At 44.2% G+C, this 20,835-nt stretch carries 14 protein-coding genes; 2 read left to right on the top strand and 12 right to left on the bottom strand.

Going from position 1 to position 20,835, the window contains the following annotated elements; genetic code table 11:
* Positions 1 to 22 precede the first annotated feature (22 nt).
* The 8 genes from DC077_RS10745 to tkt all read right to left on the bottom strand — a co-directional run bounded on the left by DC077_RS10745 (position 23) and on the right by tkt (position 13,938).
* A complete protein-coding gene (locus tag DC077_RS10745; RefSeq protein ID WP_133243452.1) occupies positions 23 to 349 on the bottom strand; it encodes a hypothetical protein in 327 nt (108 codons plus the stop codon).
* 45 nt (positions 350 to 394) lie between these two features.
* Positions 395 to 694, bottom strand: coding sequence for a hypothetical protein (locus DC077_RS10045; RefSeq protein ID WP_133243732.1), 300 nt, complete (start codon positions 692 to 694; stop codon positions 395 to 397).
* A gap of 387 nt (positions 695 to 1,081) precedes the next feature.
* On the bottom strand, positions 1,082 to 2,407 hold the full coding sequence (locus DC077_RS10040; protein ID WP_109202373.1) for a D-alanyl-D-alanine carboxypeptidase: 1,326 nt from the start codon (positions 2,405 to 2,407) through the stop codon (positions 1,082 to 1,084).
* A 327-nt stretch (positions 2,408 to 2,734) separates the two neighbouring features.
* Complete coding sequence (locus tag DC077_RS10035) at positions 2,735 to 4,129, bottom strand: leucyl aminopeptidase family protein (protein ID WP_239990263.1); 1,395 nt, start codon at positions 4,127 to 4,129, stop codon at positions 2,735 to 2,737.
* 175 nt (positions 4,130 to 4,304) lie between these two features.
* On the bottom strand, positions 4,305 to 7,571 hold the full coding sequence (locus DC077_RS10030; protein ID WP_109202371.1) for a DNA translocase FtsK: 3,267 nt from the start codon (positions 7,569 to 7,571) through the stop codon (positions 4,305 to 4,307).
* A gap of 361 nt (positions 7,572 to 7,932) precedes the next feature.
* The gene (gene secD / locus DC077_RS10025; RefSeq protein WP_109202370.1) at positions 7,933 to 10,782 is read right to left on the bottom strand and encodes a protein translocase subunit SecD; all 2,850 of its coding nucleotides are present in this window, start codon (positions 10,780 to 10,782) and stop codon (positions 7,933 to 7,935) included.
* Between the two features lie 295 nt (positions 10,783 to 11,077).
* The gene (gene yajC, locus DC077_RS10020; protein ID WP_109202369.1) at positions 11,078 to 11,482 is read right to left on the bottom strand and encodes a preprotein translocase subunit YajC; all 405 of its coding nucleotides are present in this window, start codon (positions 11,480 to 11,482) and stop codon (positions 11,078 to 11,080) included.
* A 494-nt stretch (positions 11,483 to 11,976) separates the two neighbouring features.
* On the bottom strand, positions 11,977 to 13,938 hold the full coding sequence (gene tkt / locus DC077_RS10015; RefSeq protein WP_420810004.1) for a transketolase: 1,962 nt from the start codon (positions 13,936 to 13,938) through the stop codon (positions 11,977 to 11,979).
* A gap of 247 nt (positions 13,939 to 14,185) precedes the next feature.
* Between tkt and DC077_RS10010 the strand changes: the two genes are divergently transcribed.
* Entirely contained in the window at positions 14,186 to 15,811 is a 1,626-nt protein-coding gene (locus DC077_RS10010; RefSeq protein WP_109202367.1) for a CTP synthase, read from the top strand.
* Between the two features lie 294 nt (positions 15,812 to 16,105).
* The gene (locus DC077_RS10000) at positions 16,106 to 16,579 is read left to right on the top strand and encodes a tRNA (cytidine(34)-2'-O)-methyltransferase (RefSeq protein ID WP_109202365.1); all 474 of its coding nucleotides are present in this window, start codon (positions 16,106 to 16,108) and stop codon (positions 16,577 to 16,579) included.
* 116 nt (positions 16,580 to 16,695) lie between these two features.
* On the opposite strand, the gene DC077_RS09995 is transcribed toward DC077_RS10000, so the two are convergent.
* The 4 genes from DC077_RS09995 to DC077_RS09980 all read right to left on the bottom strand — a co-directional run bounded on the left by DC077_RS09995 (position 16,696) and on the right by DC077_RS09980 (position 20,706).
* Positions 16,696 to 17,058, bottom strand: coding sequence for an RnfH family protein (locus tag DC077_RS09995; RefSeq protein WP_109202364.1), 363 nt, complete (start codon positions 17,056 to 17,058; stop codon positions 16,696 to 16,698).
* On the bottom strand, positions 17,039 to 17,482 hold the full coding sequence (locus DC077_RS09990; RefSeq protein ID WP_109202363.1) for a type II toxin-antitoxin system RatA family toxin: 444 nt from the start codon (positions 17,480 to 17,482) through the stop codon (positions 17,039 to 17,041). Before DC077_RS09990 ends, DC077_RS09995 begins: the two co-directional genes overlap by 20 nt.
* A gap of 307 nt (positions 17,483 to 17,789) precedes the next feature.
* Positions 17,790 to 19,466: a phosphate acetyltransferase gene (gene pta / locus DC077_RS09985; RefSeq protein WP_109202362.1), complete on the bottom strand. Its 1,677-nt coding sequence runs from the start codon at positions 19,464 to 19,466 to the stop codon at positions 17,790 to 17,792.
* Positions 19,467 to 19,479: 13 nt separating this feature from the next.
* Positions 19,480 to 20,706, bottom strand: coding sequence for an acetate/propionate family kinase (locus tag DC077_RS09980; protein WP_109202361.1), 1,227 nt, complete (start codon positions 20,704 to 20,706; stop codon positions 19,480 to 19,482).
* Positions 20,707 to 20,835: the final 129 nt, after the last annotated feature.

Here is a 20,835-nt window from a genome sequence, read left to right as displayed (position 1 = left end):
GCGATATTTGCCGGCATGCAACTTATGGAAGCACATAATAGTAAGAAGCCGGCACCTCATCAGCTTTTATAAAGACAAGCACTATTTTGGCAGTCGGATGATTACCTACTGCCGGCACGTGATTTGTGGAAGAATACGATAGTAAGATCCGGCAGCGTTCAGACTGTTTTGTTGATGAATGATTCTTAAGAAGATCTGTTGAGCGGCGGGAGCCTACTATTTCGTTCTTATAACAAGTGCATGCCCGCGATTCGGCACTTTCAGTGCCGAGGATGATATCGCTAAAGTAGCGATATTTGCCGGCATGCAACTTATGGAAGCACATAATAGTAAGAAGCCGGCACCTCATCAGCTTTTATAAAGACAAGCACTATTTTGGCAGTCGGATGATTACCTACTGCCGGCACGTGATTTGTGGAAGAATACGATAGTAAGATCCGGCAGCGTTCAGACTGTTTTGTTGATGAATGATTCTTAAGAAGATCTGTTGAGCGGCGGGAGCGACTATTGCACTCTTATCACTACTGTATGCTCGCGATTCGGCACTTTCAGCACCAAGGATCATATCGCTGAAGTAGCGATATTTGCCGGCACGCGATTGATAGAAAAACGCGATAGTGAGGACCGGCAACTCATCGGCTTTTATAAAGACAAGAACTATTTTGGCAGTCGGATGATTACCTACTGCCGGCACGTGATTTATAGAAGAATACGATAGTAAGATCCGGCAGCGCTCAGCCATTTTTATCTCAATCAATCATTCTTAAGAAGATTCGTTGAGCGGCGGAAGCTTACTATTTCATTCTTATAACAAGTGCATGCCCGCCATTTGGCGCTTTCAACATCAGAAAAATCATTGCCTTTTAAAATGTAATTGCCGGCGGTCGGAAAATCGCCATCTGCCGGCGAGTGATTGATGGAAGCACATAATAGTAAGAGCCGGCACCTCATCAGCTTTTATAAAGACTAGAACTATTTTGGCAGTCGGATGATTACCTACTGCCGGCACGTGATTTGTGGAAGAATACGATAGTAAGATCCGGCAGCGTTCAGCCTGTTTTACTGATGATTTAGATAGCTCTTAAAGTGCTATTACAAAACAATCGGTCTTCTTCTGTCGTAGGCTTTGGCAGGTTCTCTCTGCTTCACTCTCATTAAAGCCTGAAAGTAGGGCGCGGTAATATTCACCGGTATTGAAGACTTGAACGGTACCACTTCTCACCTTTTCATAAGCATTGCGCGCTTCATTGCGTGCTGCATTATAATCTTTAAATGCGCCCACTTGTACTGCATGACTCAAGCCTGATGCGCTAACAATGGGGCCACGAATCGGTGCTGTGCCGGGAGAGTAATCTCCAGTGCCGGCGATAACCTGATCAGAGGAGGATTCTAAAACTAATGCCGGAATCGGCGCGACAACCTCAGCTGGTTTGACCGGCTCTTTCTTTGGTGGTGGTGCTTTAACAATTGCGGTTGCACCACTTCTGCGCCCTTTTTTACTATCGAAGAGTTGTGTTTTATCGCTCGGTTGTGTCTTTGTGGGAGTAAAGAGAACCGTCATATCTCGGGTGATGTAGGGGTTAATCTCACGAATTGAGCGCCCTTTATACCCATCACTGAAGCTCTGATTAAGAAGAGAGATCATCAGATCATCCCGCAATTGTGTGGTTCTTCCACCAAGAACAACAGCAAAAACACGATTATTATTGCGCTTTGCACTGGTTAGAAGATTAAATCCCGATTTACGGATATAACCGGTTTTAATTCCATCAGCGCCTGGGAAATCACGATTGACTCGATTGTGAGAGCGGAAAGTAACTCCGGCATACTCAAAAGAGGGGGTCTGAAAGAGATGATAATATTGTGGAAAGTGATTATGAATCGCAATTCCTAATTTGATCATATCTCGGGCAGTTGTATATTGATTATCGTTAGGTAAGCCGTGGGGATTTACAAAGTGGCTACTATGCATTCCCAATTTCTTGGCGGTCTGATTCATCCGACGGGCAAAGGCCTCTTCAGAGCCGGAAATTTTTTCGGCAACAGCAAGCGCGACATCATTGGCAGATTTCACAATCAATGCTTTAATCGCAGTCTCTAAGGTAATAGCCGTTCCCTCTTTTCCTCCTATTTTTGAAGGCGGTTGCGCGGCCGCTTTTGCAGAGAAGGGAACTTTAGTATTGAGATTGACCTTTCCTTTTGCGAGATCTTCAAAGACGATATAGAGCGTCAACACCTTAGTAAGTGATGCGGGATAGCGTCTTGCATCAACATCATGCTCATAGAGCGGTTTTCCTGTTCGATGATCAACCACGAAAGCAGAGAATCCTGTCTCGGCAAAAACGAGCCCAAAGAGAGTGCAGATCAGTAGATTTGCTACTAGGAGATAACGAAGTGTCTTTTTCATTGGCGCAATTTACGATTCTAGGTTGAGGGAAATAGATAAGGATTAGCAAGAGAAGCTGGAGTGTTAAAGATCACTAAAATGCTTTAACGCCATCTCTTATATTGATCCTCAATGATAAGATTGTTTCCCATTGAAGATTCATTGTCAAAAAAAAGAGCTATTATTTCAGTTTACAACTATTTAATTGAGAAAACCATAGTGGTGGGAGAGGTTATTATCAGCTCCTGATCCACTATGGTTTTGCTCGATTTTAGAGTTATCAATAAGAGCCATCAATAAGAGTGACTAATGGTGACAGCTTATTGATTACAAGCGGTTGATCACAGACTATTGGCCACAATTGAGACGCTCTTTAAGCGCATCGAAGGTTGCTCGAAGTCCCATTGCCTCTCCCCCTTTAGGACGACCTGGACGATGGCGAATATTCCAAGCCATCAGATCAACATGGGCAAAGGGGACATTGCTCTGCTTTGTAAAGCGCTCAAGGAAGAGTGCTGCAGTAATCGCGCCGGCAAAGGGAACACTTCCGGAGTTACTCACATCAGCTGTTTCGGCATCGATCCACTCATTGTAGGCTTGATGGAATGGAAGGCGCCAAATAGTGTCACAATTCTTCTCGCCACTTTTTTGCATCATTTGTGCAAATGCATCGTCATTGGTAAAGAGGGCTGGAATTTCAGTTCCAAGTGCAACGCGAGCAGCACCGGTTAACGTTGCAAAATCGATAAGGAAATCACAGGGCTTCTCTAATGCATAGGTGAGTGCATCACAGAGGATTAAGCGGCCTTCAGCATCGGTATTGTCGATCTCTACACTCATCCCATTACGGCTCTTGACAATATCGCCAGGGCGCATAGAGCGATCTGAGACACTATTTTCTACAATAGGGAGAAGAATGCGGAGAGAGACATTCCATTTCTCTTGTAAAATCCATTTACCTAGCGCGAGCATATGGGCAGCGCCCCCCATATCTTTCTGCATATAACGCATACTGTTAGAGGGCTTGATATCGAGTCCACCAGTATCGAAAGTAACACCTTTTCCGACAAGTGTTAATTGTGGTGCATCCTCTTTTTCCGCAATAATCTCTACTAAGCGCGGTTGATACTTGCTGCCTGCGCCGACGGTATAGATCAGTGGGAAATTCTGCTTTAAGAGTTCACTGCCAACAATCTCTTTAATAGTGACCGGAAAATCTGAGAGTTCTGCACGAATCTGTGTTACAAAATTATCGGGGGTTAAGGTATTTGCCGGCTCATTGATCAGATCTCGGATTAGGTAGTGAGCACTGAGTGCATTTTTAACACGCTCAGCAACACTTTCTGGTAGATAGAAAGAGATCGCGCGAGATCTTCCTTTCTTATATTGATTGAATTGATAAGCCCCTAAACCAAAAGCAAGAAGATGGTTATAGAGTGCTTCCTCTCCCAATGTTTCAGGAAGTCGATAGTGACCGAAAGGAAGTTTTTGATAGCTATCACCGAGTGTAAAAAGTGGCTCAGCTTCATTGTAGCCGACAAAAACAGCTGTCAGTGCCCCTTCTTCATTATAGAGAGGGATTATCTCTCCGGCATGAATTGTCTCATCTTCCTTCTCGCGCTTTAATCGCGTTCGTTGCGCCTCTGTTAAGGTAATATCAGAGAGTTGACTTGCAAAGTGGAGGGGGATAGCTCCCGCCTCTTCTCCGTTATAAAGATGATCTAATTCGGTCTGTAACATCATGGTTTCTCACTTTTCTCTTAAAAGTCGATTTCAGCAATTGTGGTAGAGAGATTCAATTAGGCTCAATTAGGACTTAATTATGAATCGATTATGAATCGATCGAAATCAGCGCGATCTACTCTAACGAAGAGGGCGTTGATCCGATCGAAATTGATCTCTCAAGATTGCTCGAAGACTATTTTTCATAATGAATTAAAATTTCTCGGTTGCCATTTGCGGCAGGAGCAGAGATGATTCCTTGCTCCTCCATCGCCTCAATGAGGCGTGCTGCTCGCTGGTAACCAATGCGAAGTTTTCGTTGAACATAGGAGATTGTCGGGCGTTGATCCTCTAAAACAATCTTCACAGCTTCATCATAGAGAACATCTTCCACATCATCTGGTGAAGCGACATAGCCCGATGCATTCTCGGAGAGGCCAGGAATCTCCTCTGTTGGGTCTTTTAAGATATCTTCCACATAGTCGGTATCGCCGGTTAAGCGGAGGAAGTCGGTGACACGATTAACTTCATTATCATCGACAAACGCACCATGAACCCGTTGTGGGAATGGGGCACCGGTAGGGAAGAAGAGCATATCACCGTGACCTAATAGATTCTCCGCTCCTTGCTGGTCAAGAACGGTACGGGAGTCGATCTTACTGGAGACCTGGAAGGCGATACGGCTCGGAATATTCGCTTTAATAAGGCCGGTAATAACATCTACCGATGGGCGCTGTGTTGCAACTACCATATGGATACCTGCCGCACGCGCTTTCTGTGTTAAGCGTGCGATCAGCTCTTCAACTGCTTTACCGACACTCATCATCATATCGGCGAGCTCATCGATCACGATTACAATATAGGGTAGGGGTTTAAGCAGTGGCGCTGTTGCATGATCAGAGACCTCGCGTGCAGGGTCCCAAAGAGGATCGGCAATCGGGGTATCAGCGGCAATAGCTTCTTTCACTTTTTGGTTGAATCCATCAATATTACGAACGCGAAGCTTACTCATTAGAAGGTAGCGACGCTCCATCTCCATCACTGCCCAGCGCAACGCATTGGCAGATTCTTTCATGTCGGTTACAACCGGCGCTAAAAGATGGGGGATATTATCGTAAACGGAGAGCTCAAGCATTTTCGGATCAATTAAGATCAGGCGTAGATCTTCTGGATGCGCCTTATAGAGAAGGCTCAGAAGAATGGTATTAAGACCGACCGATTTCCCCGAACCGGTTGTTCCGGCAATGAGAAGATGGGGCATCTTCACTAGGTTGGCCACCACTTGATTTCCTGAGACATCTTTCCCTAATAAGATCGTGAGAGGATGCTTGCTATTGCGATATGCATCGGCATAGAGCCCCTCTTTAAAGTAGACGATTTGTCGCTTCTTATTAGGAATTTCAAGACCGATATAGGGTTTTCCGGGGATAATATCGACAATACGGACACTCGTTACCGAGAGCGCTCGCGCAATATCTTTATTGAGATTATTGATCTGCGCAATCTTCACGCCAGGTGCAAGATCGAGTTCAAATCGAGTAATTACCGGACCGGGTTCAATATTGACAACAGAGACCTCAATATTGAAGTGCTTAAACTGCTCCTCAATGAGTGAGGCAAGTTCTGCAAGCTCCGCTTCATCATAACTTTCGGTCACAGGAGGGGGATTACCTAAAAGATCTAATCCCGGTAGACGACCTGCCATCGGGAACTCTTTAGGCGCTTTAACCGGAATCGGCATTCCACTTTTCGGATCGATCTCATGACCGATATAGCGCGCTTTATTGCTTTCAGCTACTGGCGAGGCTTCATTTTGAGTCTCAAATGCCGGGGTGATTACCTCGACTAATTCTTCCTCATCTTCTTCATCTATATTCTGCTCCTCCTCAAAATCACCAAAGGTGAGATCAAGGGGCTCAATTTCGGTCTTAGTCTGCGCTGACGGATGATCTGTCTCATCTTGCGCTATTGTGGGGTCGGTAATGGCAAATTGTAAAGGCGTAATCGCTAGTGGATTACTCCCATTTTGATAGGAAGACATCTGATTTTCAGATTCTTCTGCTGAGTGATCAAGATCTGTCGCCATATCTGTATCAAAATCACTTCGGTATATAGCATCACTCTCATCTGCCTGTGCAGTGGCTATTGATGGAGAATTATCGCTTGATTGGAAAGCTTCAAGAGAGGGCTCTACCTTTACGGGCAGATCTTCTTCAACTTTTTCAGTTTTTCGACGTGCTTTAAAGAGATTACGGAAGATCGATGGAATGCTCTTCTTCTCTTCAACACTCTCTTCCGGCGCCTCTTCTAAGATCGCCTCTTCACGCGGTTGTGGCGCTCGAATAAAGTCATCCCATACCTCATCGAGCTTCGGCTCTAAGGCATTGATATCGAGCTTATCGGCACGCTCCTCAACGGGGGTGGATTCCACAGTTTCAGGTTCATTATGATTTTTTTTTAAGTTACGGAAAATGGGAGGGATCGTATTTTGTGTTGTCTTCATTTCGTCAGTATCTTCCGTAGGTTGATTCTCTTCTTCTAGAGGCTGATAGTGATAACTACTAAGATCATCCTCTTTAATGGGAGCTTTGCTAGATGTTGAAAGGTTGGCATTAGACTCATAATTCTCAAATGATTCCTCCTTGAGAAGCGATTCATCGATCTCAATAAAATCAGGATGCTTTTCTTTCTCTGCCTCATCAGCGCCGGCAAAAATTTTATTAAAGAAATTGGGGGCTTTTCGTCCCTCTGTCTCATTGAGCATGCGATCGATGGTCTCCTGCTCAATATTGCCATCATGATCAGGAAGGGCTGCGGTGTGTGTCTCGATCTGCTCTTTTTGAGGGAAGATTGAGAACCAAAGCATAAGGATAAAGGCACCACAAGCATCCATCCAACCAATTGGGCCAGCTCCAGTTACGAGGTAGAAGCCCACAAAGGTTAAGATCGCAAAGAGGATCTTGGTTCCATAAGTTAATAGTTCAGGATCGATAGAGAAAGCGGTGCTTAAAATATTGATCAATTCTGTTCCGATAAAACCTCCCATCATACCTCCATTCCCACTATGAAGATCGAGCAGTGCAGAGAGGGAAAAGATGGTGATTAAGACCCCTAATAGGCGGAAGCTAATCTTATCTAAAGTGACGGTTAAGATCTTTCGCTTTAAAAAGAGCTGATAGCCAAAACCGATCAGAAAGAGGGGTAAGAGCCAAGCAGTACTGCCGATCGCAGAGAGTATAATATCGGCAAAATAGGCGCCCCGTTCACCCATTATATTGTGGACGGTTTCCGCTGTAGTAGCGCTACTCCAAGCAGGATCGTCGGGGTGATAGCTATAGAAACTCAGGGACATTGCAAGCGCAATGATAAGCGTTGCAATAAATAGTACGATTCCTACTGTCTTTGAAAATGCCGTCAAGAAAAGAGTAGAGGCTTTCGGTTTTTTGGGAACAACTTGCCGCAAGATGAGTAATCCTTATTGCAAATAAAGTGAGTAATAGTGAAAACTTTTCAAGAAATCAGAGAGACCTCTTTTAAAAGTTTAGGTAATTGATCAGCTTATTGACATTGATGACGCTTTTAAGGGCGTATTGTTAAGTAGTGTAACTATGAGCCTTAAGTGGCGAAATCGATTTTACTCCATCAAGCCATAAGACTCCCTATTCTAGCAAATTGCCCCATGAATAAAAACCTTTACACCGGCGAGATGTAAAGGTTTTTTTAAGGGACTCTCAAGGAGTCGATGATTGTTGTCTATCAGCTTCTAATGAGTAGGTCGTTCGCTTTGATAAGCTTTTTACCTCTCTTCGCTGATGGCTCATCTTTTAAGGGAGTGTTGATTGACTCTGACTATCGCCCTCATCAATCACAATACCATCCTCTTTTGCAACAGGGGGCGGAATAAGATCTTCCCGTTTAAGGCCTAAGACATAAGCGCCTGCAGCTGCAATAAAGATAGAGGAGTAGGTTGCGATCACGATACCGATCAACATAATCAGCGAGAAGGAGTGAATCACCTCGCCACCAAAGATATAGAGTGCTAAGACTGCTAAGAAGGTGGTTAGAGAGGTCATTACCGTTCTCGATAAGGTCTGATTGATCGAAGTATTGATAATCTCTTTTGATGAATCTGTCCGATTGAGTCTAAAGTTCTCTCGGATACGGTCAAGGATGACGACGGTATCATTCACCGAGTAACCAATTACCGCTAAGATTGCCGCAAGTGAGGTTAGATCAAACTCTAATCCTAAGATGGAGAATGCGGCGACAACAAAGAGACCATCATGCACCGTGGAGAGAATCGTACCAACAGAGAGCTTCCACTCAAATCTAAACCAGATATAGACCAGAATAAGGAAGATTGCCAGTGCCGAAGCCATCACACCATCCGATACCAATTCACTTCCCACTTTTGCCCCAATATAGTCGATCTTTTGAATCGTCATAGGGTTATCAGGGAGCGTTAATGCTTGGGTGAGATCTTCAGTAATGGTGGTTGAAGTCTCAATATCTTCAGTAGTAGGAATATTGATTAAGACATTACGTGCAGAACCGAAGTGCTGCGCGACCACTGAATCGAAACCAATCGCTTCTAACTGCTCACGAACAGTATCAATCTCCACCGGTTTTTCATAAACCGCTTCAATCTCCGTCCCGCCTGTAAAGTCGAGCCCCAATTTGAAGCCTTTCGTTACAGAGATCCCTACAGCAAGAATACAGACCACAACACAGGCACCGATCCAGACTTTTGCATAGCGCATAAAGTTGTAGGTGGTCTCTCCTGAGAAGATATGGAGTCGCTCACGACCGCCGATGGAGAGTTTCTTAATGGTTCGGCGACTACCATAGAGCAAGTTGATGATTGCCCGATTGAAGTAAACGGCGGTAAAGACAGAGGTAATAATCCCCACTGAGAGCGTTACCGCAAAGCCCTTAATGGGACCTGATCCAATAAAGAAGAGGGCGATGGCAGAGAAGAGGCTCGTCAAGTTGGCATCCATGATGGTACCAAATGCTTTACCAAAACCATTGTTGATCGCCTGTTGTGGTGTATTTCCTCTTCGAAGATCCTCTCGAATTCGCTCATTGATTAAGACGTTTGCATCCACGCTCATTCCTAAAGAGAGCACAATACCGGCAATACCGGGGAGCGTTAAGGTTGCTTGAAGTAGGGAGAGAACCGCTAAAATAAGAACTAAGTTTGCAAGAAGGGCAACGTTCGCAACCATTCCGAAACCGCGATAGCGTAAGATCATAAAGACCATTACCATCAAGAGTCCATAGAGCGATGCATCAACGCCTCGTTGAACATTCTCTTTCCCCGCGCTCGGACCGATTGTTCGTTCTTCAATAATATGAATAGGTGCCGCTAACGCTCCTGAACTGAGGGTGATTGCAAGGTTATTTGCTTCCTGTAGGGAGTTGATCCCTGAAATTGAGAAGTTTGAGAAGAGCTGTTGCTGAATCGTTGCAACATTGGCGATCTCTTCAGTGGTAATACTCTTACGAATCTCATTGCCATCTTTGTCGAAGGTTGTCTGTAATTTATTTTCGATAAAGACAGTCGCCATCGGTTTTTTCACATTTGCTTTTGTTCCTTCAGCAAAGCGATCAGCCCCTTTTGAATCGAGGGTGATATAAACTTCAGGCAAGTTTGTTTCATGATTGAGTCCCGCCGTTGCTTTAACGATCGAATCTCCCGTTAAAATCACCTGACGTTTGAGAAGGTAGGGGACACCATCGCGTGTAAGATAGAGCTTTGTCCCTAAGGGTGCACGACCCGTCTCCAATGCTTTATAAGCTTCAGTTGCAGAGCGATCATCAACGATTCGGAACTCTAAAGTTGCGGTTGTTCCTAGGATCTCTTTAGCGCGCGTGGTATCTTGGATACCGGGAAGTTGTACAACAATACGATCGAGTCCTTGCTGTTGAATAATGGGCTCTGCAACCCCTAACTCATTAACACGATTCCGTAATGTCGTGATATTTTGTACGACCGCATTTGCTTTTCGCTCATTGATCTCTTTATTACTGATTTTGGCAATAACGCGATTACCACTGCTATCAAAAGAGAGCTCTAAGAAAGCTTGATTAGTGGTGAGTAGTTGACGCGCACGATTAGCTTCATTGGCATTTCCAAAGCTGAGCGTAATTGTTTGTGGATCGGTGATATCGATAAGTGGAGTTAACCCTTTATCGGAGAGGTGACTACGAATACTTTCAGCATAGGTATTGGTTAGTTGGGTAATTAACCCTTCCATATCAATTTCAAGTAGAAAGTGAACGCCACCACGAAGGTCAAGCCCTAGATACATCGGTTGTAACCCAAGTGATGAGAGCCACTCCGGCATATCGGGAGCAAGGTTGAGGGCAGTGAGGTATTGATCTTGGAGAACACCATCAAGGAGATCTTTCGCCTTTAGCTGCTCTTCTGTATCTTTAAAGCGGATAAGAATTTGATCTTGGGACTCTTCGATACGCTTAACATCGAAGTGGTTCTCTTTTAAGACAGAATCAACACGAGCGACTAATTCAGAATTGATCTGTGTATCGCGTGTTGGTGAGATCTGGATTGATGGATCTTCCCCGAAAAGGTTGGGAAGCGCCAAAATGGTGCAGAGAACAATGACCCCAAAAATCAGAATATTTTTCCAAAGCGGATATCGATTTAGCATAATATTGGGTTACTTTTAATGGGTGAATCAAAAAGCCTAACGCCTCTACAGGGGTAGAGGCGCCGACGCCAGAAAAACTGATAGATCTTCTCAGCGCTAAAAAAAGAGAGGTGATCGATGCGGTATACTCAACGCTTTAGGATAATTGTTAACCCTGTTGTGCGTTAGGCTAGTACCTTACAGATCCCCTCCTTCATATTGTTTTGCGCTTTCTCTACTCTCGATGTCGCTGTTTTAATAGCTCCTTCAGAAGTTGCCATTTAAATAGAGAGATAGAGATCTTGTCGTTAGTGAGTTATTCAGCTTTCTCTGATTTTTCTGTTTTCTCGACTTTCTCTACTTTTTCAGTAGTTGCGTCGATTTTCTCACGATAAGTTCCTTTAGGAAGAAGAGAGTTAATCGCTTGACGTTGCGCTTTGATCACAACGTTAGGTGCAATCTCTGCACTTACATAGTTCTCATCAAGTGCGCGAATTCTTGCAACAAATCCTGAGCTTAAGAGGATCTCATCACCCACTTTGAGTGAGTTGATCAATTCGCGATGTGCTTTTGCACGTTTTTGTTGTGGACGGATCATTAAGAAATACATCACAACAAACATTCCGCCAAACAGAATTAAAGTTGGAAAAATGCTTTGCTCTTGCGCTTGTGCAAAGGCTGGAGAAACTAAGGCAGTTAAAGCAATCAGTAAACGCTTCATAAATGCTCCCATAAAGTATGATTTATATAAATTATATGATTCGAAATGAGTAAATTTTAAATAAGATTCAGATAAGTTTTAAATAAGTTTTAGATGGGCTTTAGATAAAGCATTATCTAATGCTCCGATAAAACTTCGCTAAACGATAAAATCTCAATAAAATTTATCACATAAATAATGTCATTGTGAAAATGAATAGTTGATCATTCTAACACTATATTATTGCAAACGCTTAAAACTTCTACGCAATTAAATGAAATTTTACTGGAAGTGGCTCACACCATTGTTTGCCACTTTTGACTAGTCATTATTTGCATCATCTGCCTCAATTTATGACCCAATAATGGTATTGAAGTGGTATTCAAATGTTATTGAAGTTCATATTGAAAATCATTGAACACCATGAACACCATGAAAACCATTGAATACCATATTGAGATCACATTAAGACCATATTGAAGCTATATTGAAGTCATCTTAAGCGTTGCGTTTAATTACGCTTTTGCCAATAAAGCTTGTGCTTTTTGGATCACATTATCCACGGTAAAGCCAAAGTGAGGGAAGAGATCTTTTGCCGGCGCTGATGCCCCAAAAGTATCGATTCCTAAGACTGCATCTGCAAACTCATACCAACCGCGGGTCACACCTGCTTCGATGGCAAGAATCTTCTTCTCTCCTAAAACAGCAACTTTATATGCTTCATCTTGCTCTCTAAAGCGCTCAACACAAGGCATTGAGACGACGCGAGCATTCAACTCTTTAGCAGCTTCCATCGCTAACTCAACTTCAGATCCGGTTGCTAGTAGGGTGATCTCTGCGGCAGGATTTTCAAGAAGCGTGTAACCGCCACGCGCAATCTCTTCTAAGCATTTTGCATCTCGCGTTTGATGAGGAAGGTTTTGGCGTGAAAGTGCAAGAAGCGTTGGGTGATCTTCAGCTTTTAAGCCATCAGCCCAAGCGACTAATGTTTCAACAGCATCACAAGGGCGCCAGACATAGAGGTTAGGGATGAGACGTAATGATTCAACATGCTCTACCGGCTGATGCGTTGGACCATCTTCTCCAAGACCGATGGAGTCGTGCGTCATAATATAGACAACTCGTTGCTCCATGAGAGCACTCATCCGGATAGCATTACGAGCATAGTCGGAGAAGACGAGGAAGGTTGCACCATAAGGGATAAATCCGCCATAGAGCGCTAAACCGTTCATGATCGCCGCCATTCCAAATTCACGTACTCCGAAGCGGATATAGTTTCCTTCACCGGTTGTGATATCGAGATCTCGGCTTCCTTTGAAGAAGGTATTGTTAGAAGGTGTTAAGTCTGCAGAACCACCGACAATCTCGGCAAGATTTGTCGCTAAGAGGTCGAGTGCATTTTTGCTTGCAACACGAGTTGCAATATTCTCTTCTTTCTCATTGACGCTTTTGAGCGCTGCGGCAAAGATCTCTTCAAAGTTATCGGGAAGTTCACCTGCAATTCTGCGAAGAAGTTCATCGGCTTTTTCGGGGTGATCAGCAACATAAGCATCGAAGCGGCTATTCCACTCCTCTTCACGTTGATCGCCGGCAGTACGTGCATCCCAAGCTTGATAGATCTCTTCAGGTACTTCAAAAGGACCATAATTCCAGCCAAGGCTTGCTTTTGTTGCAGCAATTTCATCAGCGCCAAGAGGAGCGCCATGAGTCGCTTCCGATCCCTCTTTGTTAGGAGAGCCTTTACCAATGAGTGTTTTACAGATAATAAGTGTCGGTTTATCCGATTTTTTCGCCTCTTTAATTGCAGCATCAACAGCGGCAATATCGTGACCATCGATCTGACCGATCACATTCCAGCCGTAGCTGAGGAAGCGCTCTTTCGTATTATCGGTAAACCAACCGCGAATATCACCATCGATCGAAATCCCGTTATCATCGTAAAGAGCGATCAATTTATTGAGCTTTAATGTCCCTGCAAGAGAGCAAGCTTCATGAGAGATCCCCTCCATCATGCAACCATCGCCTAAGAAGGTGTAGGTGTAGTGATCGATAATGGTATGTTTTTCAGTATTGTAGGTGCCTGCCATCATCTTTTCAGCAAGTGCCATACCGACAGCATTCGCAATCCCTTGTCCTAAAGGACCTGTTGTCGTTTCAATACCATCGGCAAAGCCATATTCAGGATGACCTGCTGTTTTTGCATTGAGTTGACGGAAATCTTTTAGGTCATCGATTGAGAGCGCATAACCTGTTAAGTGTAAAAGAGAATAAAGCAGCATTGATGCATGCCCGTTAGATAAGATAAAGCGATCCCGATTGATCCAGTGGGGATTGTTGGGATTATGAGAGAGGTTAAGCCCCCAGAGCGCTGTAGCCATCTCTGCCATCCCCATCGGTGCGCCCGGGTGACCTGAGTTAGCTTTTTGTACCGCATCCATGCTGAGCGCGCGAATAGCGTTTGCGCATTGTTTATTCATCTTTGACATAGTATTTTTTTAACCTTTAAAGCACTCGAAAATAGAAGCCCCAATTATACTCAACTTTCTAGAAAAAATCTTACTTATCCAATAGGAAGCATGCCCGATCTTGATTGAAAAGTAGACGTTCATTCCCTTTAAGCTGAGCGTTAATTACACGATAATTATTTATCGAACTTTTTTCGGAAATGAGTTAAAATATGATCCCTGATAGACTTTTTATTCACATAAATTTCAGGGTGGGTTCATGACACATTTTATATTTGTCACAGGTGGCGTTGTTTCATCTTTAGGCAAGGGTATTGCGGCAGCTTCTTTAGGTGCCATTTTAGAAGCTAGAGGTCTTAAGGTTACAATGATGAAGTTGGACCCTTATATCAATGTCGATCCCGGCACGATGAGCCCATTTCAACATGGTGAGGTCTTTGTGACCGATGATGGCGCGGAGACAGATCTCGACTTAGGTCACTATGAGCGCTTTATTCGTATGACGGCAAGTCGTCGTAATAGCGTTAGCGCAGGTCGCGTCTATAAGACCGTAATTGAGCGTGAGCGCGCAGGTGAGTATCACGGTAACACCGTTCAGGTGATTCCCCATATCACTGATGAGATTAAGCATCGTATCTACAATGTGGCGCAGGATGCCGACATCGCACTGATCGAGATTGGTGGAACGGTTGGAGATATTGAATCTCTTCCATTTTTAGAGGCAATTCGCCAAATTCGTACAGAGGTGGGGCCTCGAAAAGCACTCTTCCTTCACTTAACATTAGTACCATTTTTACGTGCATCAGGTGAGTTGAAGACAAAACCGACTCAGCATTCAGTTAAAGAGTTGCGTTCTATCGGCATTCAACCTGATATCTTAATCTGCCGAACGGAAGAGCCAATTCCATTAGAAGAGCGTCGTAAGATTGCACTCTTTACCTCTGTTGCAGAAGAGGCTGTGATCTCTTGTGTTGATTCTGATTCAATCTATAAAATCCCCGGCATTCTGCATGATCAAGGCCTTGATCGCATTGTTCTTGAGCAATTTAATATTCAAGCAAAAGAGGCGGATCTTTCTGAGTGGGATCAGGTATTAGAGAATATCGCAACGGCTGATAGTGTAGCGAATGTCTTGATTGTTGGTAAATATACAGAATTGACCGATACCTACAAATCGATTAATGAAGCGCTTTTCCATGCTGGTATTCAGACAAAGACAAAGATCAAGCTTCACTATGTAGAAGCTGCATCGTTAGAAGAGATGGATGAGACTGAGTTATCTGCAGTATTTGCAGGAATGGATGCAGTCTTAATCCCGGGAGGCTTTGGTGAGCGTGGCATGGAGGGTAAGATCCGTGCTATTCAATATGTGCGTGAACACAATATCCCCTTCTTAGGACTCTGCTTAGGAATGCAGTTAGCGGTTGTTGAGTATGCGCGTAATGTCTTAGGACTTGATGGTGCGAATACGAGCGAAGTTGATCCAACGTCGGAATATCCTGTGATTAAAATGTTAGATCCACAGCGTGATAGCGAAACAGATGAGTTTAAAGGGTATATGACTGTCGGTGCGCAGCCCGCAACATTGGTAGAAGGCACTAAAGCGTATGAAGCGTATGGCCGAGCAGATGTTAGCGAGCGTCATCGTCATCGTTATGGGGTTAATCTCGATTATCTTGAGCAGTTACAAGATGGAAACTTTGTGGTTTCAGGACGCACGAAAGATCGCGGATTGATCGATTTTATCGAATTGAAGGATCATCCTTGGTTTGTGGGAACGCAATCACATCCTGAGTTTAAATCAACACCAAGAGATGGTCACCCACTCTTTATCGCTTTTGTTAAAGCAGCAAAGTCTGTTAAATCAAAAGCGGCAGAAGAGTAGGGTATCCTGCCCTTATTGTAAATTGACTTCTCCTAATCGATCAGTTGATCGATAGGGTGAAGCGCAAACAGAGGTGCTAAGTTACATATTTTTCATTCTTAATAACGTTTTTAATGACATTCTTGATGTTATTCTTAACGACATCCTTAACGATATTTTTAAAGATGTTTTCAAGGCGTTATTAATTAGAATCAGTGAGAACCTAGAGTTTGTGATCGACAGAAAGATCCCTCTAGGTTCTTTTTTTGTAGATGATAAAGAGAGTAAGAGAGAGAGTAAGAGAGAGAGGAAGAGATGAATCAGAGGTTATCGATTATTCTTTATGAGCCGGAGATTCCGCCAAATACCGGTAATATTATTCGGCTCTGCGCAAATAGTGGTGCGGAGTTGCATCTGATTGAGCCACTTGGCTTCTCATTAGAGGAGAAAGCACTTCGTCGTGCAGGGCTTGATTATGCAGAGTGGGCGACGATGAAAGTTTGGCCCTCATTGAGTGCATGTCTTGAAGCAATTGCACCTAATCAAATCTATGCGATGACGACAAAGGGGAGTAGAAACTTCTTTGAAGCTCGTTTTGAGCCGGGAGATGCATTAATCTTTGGTCCTGAGACGCGGGGATTGCCGGAGAATTTTATCTTCTCTCTTCCAGGAGAGCAGCGCTTGCGTCTGCCGATGGTGGAAAATGCCGGAAGAAGTCTTAATCTCTCCAATTCTGTGGCGATAGCAGTCTATGAAGCCTGGCGCCAGTTTGAATTTAGCGGTGATTAGCAGTTAACTGGTAGAGATAAAATAGAGATGAAAATAAAAATGAAAATAAAAGATAAGAATAGAGGGAAGCGTTAGGCATTCCCTTTTCTTTTAGCTGTTTCTTTTTACTTTTTTATTTAACTTTTTCGTTTAAAGCGGGGGTCGCGCGCTGCACGAATTTGACGCGCCTGTTTAGGATCGATAATAAGCGGACGATAGACCTCGATGCGATCGCCCTCTCTGAGGAGGTGATCTTGCTCCACTTTAATCCCGAAGATCCCAAATTGGGGAGATTCAATAACCCGGCACGCTTCATGGTAGAGCGCAAAGAAAGGGAGTGCATCTTTTAGGCGAATGCCTTCTTGAAACTTCTGCTCTTCGATCGGTTGTCGATCGGGAAGTGCCAAGATAAATTCAATCGTTATAAAAGATCCATTTTTCCGATGTTGGCGTGGGGTTGTTTCGCGATTGAGGAAGGAATTAACCGAGGAGTTTTCCATAACGCACCTTCGCTTGAGCACTAAAGGCAGCAACCATACTGCCTGCAATATTTTCAAAAATAGGGGTTAAGAGTAATCGTGCCGGCCCAAAAGAGAAATCGAAATCGATCATAAGATGGATCTCTGATCCCCCTTCAGGAAGATCACGAAAGCGCCACTCACCCCGCAGATGTTTAAAAGGACCATCTACGAGATTTAGGGTGATTTTTTCATTCTCAATTAAAGTATTGCGCGTTGTAAACCACTTATTGAGAGGACCCTTTGCCGTTAAAATGGAGGCCTCCATCATTGTGGGGGTCGATTTGATAATGCGTGACCCCTTACACCAAGGCAGAAAGGTGGGGTAAGATTGCACATCATTGACTAAATCGTACATCTGTTTTGCAGAAAATGGTTCTTTTTGTGATCGGCGTATGACAGGCACAGCATTCCTCAACTCATCAATGGACTTCAATTAAAATTAACTAATCTTCGCGACTCTTCAGCGGCTATTTTGATTGCGACATTTCGCATTCTACTCTTTGGTAGTAGCTATCTCTTCAGATCGATTTCATATTTTCGCTATCAAGCAGTAACGATCTAGTAAATAACGATCAAACAAGCAATGATCAAATATTGATGAAGAAAGAGCTACCCGATTAAGGTAGCTCGCTATTATAACAAACTCTAACACAAATCTAGAATCAATCTCGCTAGTTTGCGCCGAAGCCTCTTTTGATCGCTTTCACGCTTTAAGCCTTAGGGCTTGCTTGTAACGCAGTAATGGCAATTGTGTAGACAATATCATCTACAAGCGCACCGCGGGAGAGATCGTTGACCGGTTTTGCTAAACCTTGCAGCATCGGACCGATACAGACCACATTAGCACTGCGTTGAACCGCTTTATAGGTGATATTCCCCGTATTGAGGTCAGGGAAGATAAAGACGGTAGCGCGACCGGCAACAGGGCTGTTAGGTGCTTTCTGTTGGCCAACACTTAAGACGCTAGCGGCATCAAATTGTAGGGGACCATCGATTAATAGATCTGGCGCTTTCTCTTTAGCGATCTCAGTTGCTTTGGCAACCTTTTCAACCTCTTCGCCGGCACCTGATGTTCCTGTTGAGTAGGAGAGCATTGCTACGCGAGGCTCAATGCCAAAGATTTTGGCAGATTCAGCAGATTGAATCGCAATATCGGCGAGTTGCTCCGGTGTCGGATTGGGATTAACGGCACAGTCCCCATAAACATGAACCTGATCTTTCATCAACATAAAGAAGATGCTTGAGACCAGCTTTGAGTTTTTATCTGTACCAATAAGTTGAAATGCCGGGCGGATTGTATCTGCCGTGGTATGGACGGCTCCCGAAACTAACCCATCAACATCCCCTTCGGCGAGCATCATCGTTCCTACGACAACGCTATCTTTGAGCGCTTCTCTTGCCACCGCTTCATCTGCGCCCTTATGCTTACGGCGTTCAACAAAGCCGGGAACATATTTTTCTACCAAGGTTTTCGGATCGATCATCTCAATACCACGATCGGGAAGGTGAATATTGTGCGCTTTGGCGACTGACTCAATAGTAGCAACATCGCCTAAGAGAACACAGCGAGCAATTCCGCGTTCTGCACAGATAGCTGCGGCGCGAAGTGTTCGAGGCTCATCTCCCTCTGGCAATACAATACGGCGATCAGCCTTTTGCGCACTCTGAATCAATTTGTAGCGGAATGCAGAAGGGGGCATACGATTGCTCTGAGAAGCTTTGAGCGCCTCAATGAGTGGCGCTAGTTCTAACTGCTGCGCGATAAAGTGGATTGCATCGATATCACTCTTTAACGCCTCATTTTCAGGGATAATGCCTAATGTATCGAGTGAGCGGCAGAAATCAGTTTGGCAGAAGGTTACAGTCTTCTCGATCGCTTTAGGATCTTTCACATGATTGATGATATAGCCCGCTAGCCAGATATGAGATTCACTGTAGATATAGGCATTGAGATCGAAGTGAGCTGCAACCTCTTCAGGGGTATTTGCAAGGGAGTTTCCGGCAAAGACTACACCGGCACAGAGTGTTCTTGCGATATCAGCATTGAGATCGTGAGTATAAGGACGGCTGCTATGATAGGTCAATCCCTCGACAACCACAATATCAAAGCCTTTAGCCGCCTCTGTAACGCGACCAACAACCGCTTCTAATAGATCATCATAGGCGCCATTGCGAATTGCATTATTCACATCTCCTTCTAAGATCGGCGTTGGTGTTTCATCATTAAAGAGTTCGCGATAGAGCTGTTCTGAACGATTATTATCTTCACCAATAGGGCGGACAAATCCCACCTTTAATCCCGCTTTGCGTAACGCTTCAACGAGCGCAAGGGAGATAGAGGTTAAGCTCTTAATATCACCGGTAGGTGCTACAAATAGTGTCTTCATAGAAATTTAACTCCTATTGCTCGACTGTTGAATCGATTGATGATGCTTGCTTCTCTTTTTGTGCAACAATTTCAAGTGTATCTTGAACGATCATTCCCTCTTCATCGGTACAAACCACTAAAGCTTTACCGAAGTTAGAGCTTGTGGCGATAACACCCTCTTTTCCGCCAGTACAGAAGCTATTAGATGGGTTGCTAAAGCGATAGCCTAAGAAAGCTAATTGACTCATGATCAATTCCCGAACATAGGCTGAGTTCTCACCGATACCGCCGGTAAAGACAATAGCATCGAGGCGCTGTAGTGCCGGAAGATACTCTGAGATAGTCTTCGCAACACGGTAACCAAACATATCGAGCGCTAAGCGGCAACGTTTATGTCCCTCTTTTGCTTTTGTCTCTAAGATACGGCAATCATTGGAAACGCCGGAGATACCGAGAAGTCCACTGTCGAAGTTGAGAAGATTATCCATCTCATAGATATCATAATCTAAACATTCAACAAGGTAGGGGATAAGGCCTGGGTCGAGTGATCCGGAACGAGTTCCCATCATCAAGCCCTCAAGTGGGGTCAAGCCCATACTCGTATCGACCGATTTTCCACCACGAATAGCAGCAATGGAGGCACCATTTCCTAAGTGACAGCTGATAATATTGAGCTTTTCAAGGGGGATATCGAGAATGCTAGCGGTTCGCTCGGTAATGTAGCGATGGCTACTTCCATGGAATCCGTAACGGCGAATATTATATTTCTCGTAGATCTCAAGCGGGAGCCCATAGAGATAGGCTTCTTCCGGCATTGTTTGGTGGAAGGCTGTATCGAAGACGGCAATCTGCGGTAGATCAGGGAGAACCTCTTTCGCCGCAAGAATTCCCGTTAAGTTTGCCGGGTTGTGGATCGGCGCTAAGGGCGCACACTTTTTAATAATATCGATAACTTCAGGAGTGATCTCAACAGATTCTTGGAAGTACTCTCCCCCGTGGACAACTCGGTGGCCGACTGCTTTGATCTTATCGGCATAACCCTCTTTTTGGAGAAACTGGAAGACCTCCTTAAATGCGCCAAGATGCGTGGGATCTTCGAGTTTGTTTTTAACTTTCTCTCCATGATATTTGATCGATAAAGTGGCCTCGGGTGTATCGAGCTGTTCTGCGCCTCCGCTGATAACGGTATTGCGCTCTTTTGCATGAATTAACGCAAACTTAAGTGAGGAACTTCCGCAATTGATGACTAAAGCATACATAACTGTTTGACTCCTAAGCTTTCAATGTTCAGTGAACATATTGTTGTTATTGATTGGATTACTGCTCTTTCAACACAGATGACTAGTGAGGGTCTAAGCATAGTCTCTTTTTCTCGCTCTTTTTTTATC

It is taken from the genome of Ignatzschineria cameli (assembly GCF_003121895.1).
In the GTDB taxonomy this organism is placed as follows: domain Bacteria; phylum Pseudomonadota; class Gammaproteobacteria; order Cardiobacteriales; family Wohlfahrtiimonadaceae; genus Ignatzschineria; species Ignatzschineria cameli.
Note: the sequence above shows the minus strand (reverse complement) of the source record. Positions and strands in the feature narration are given on the sequence as shown.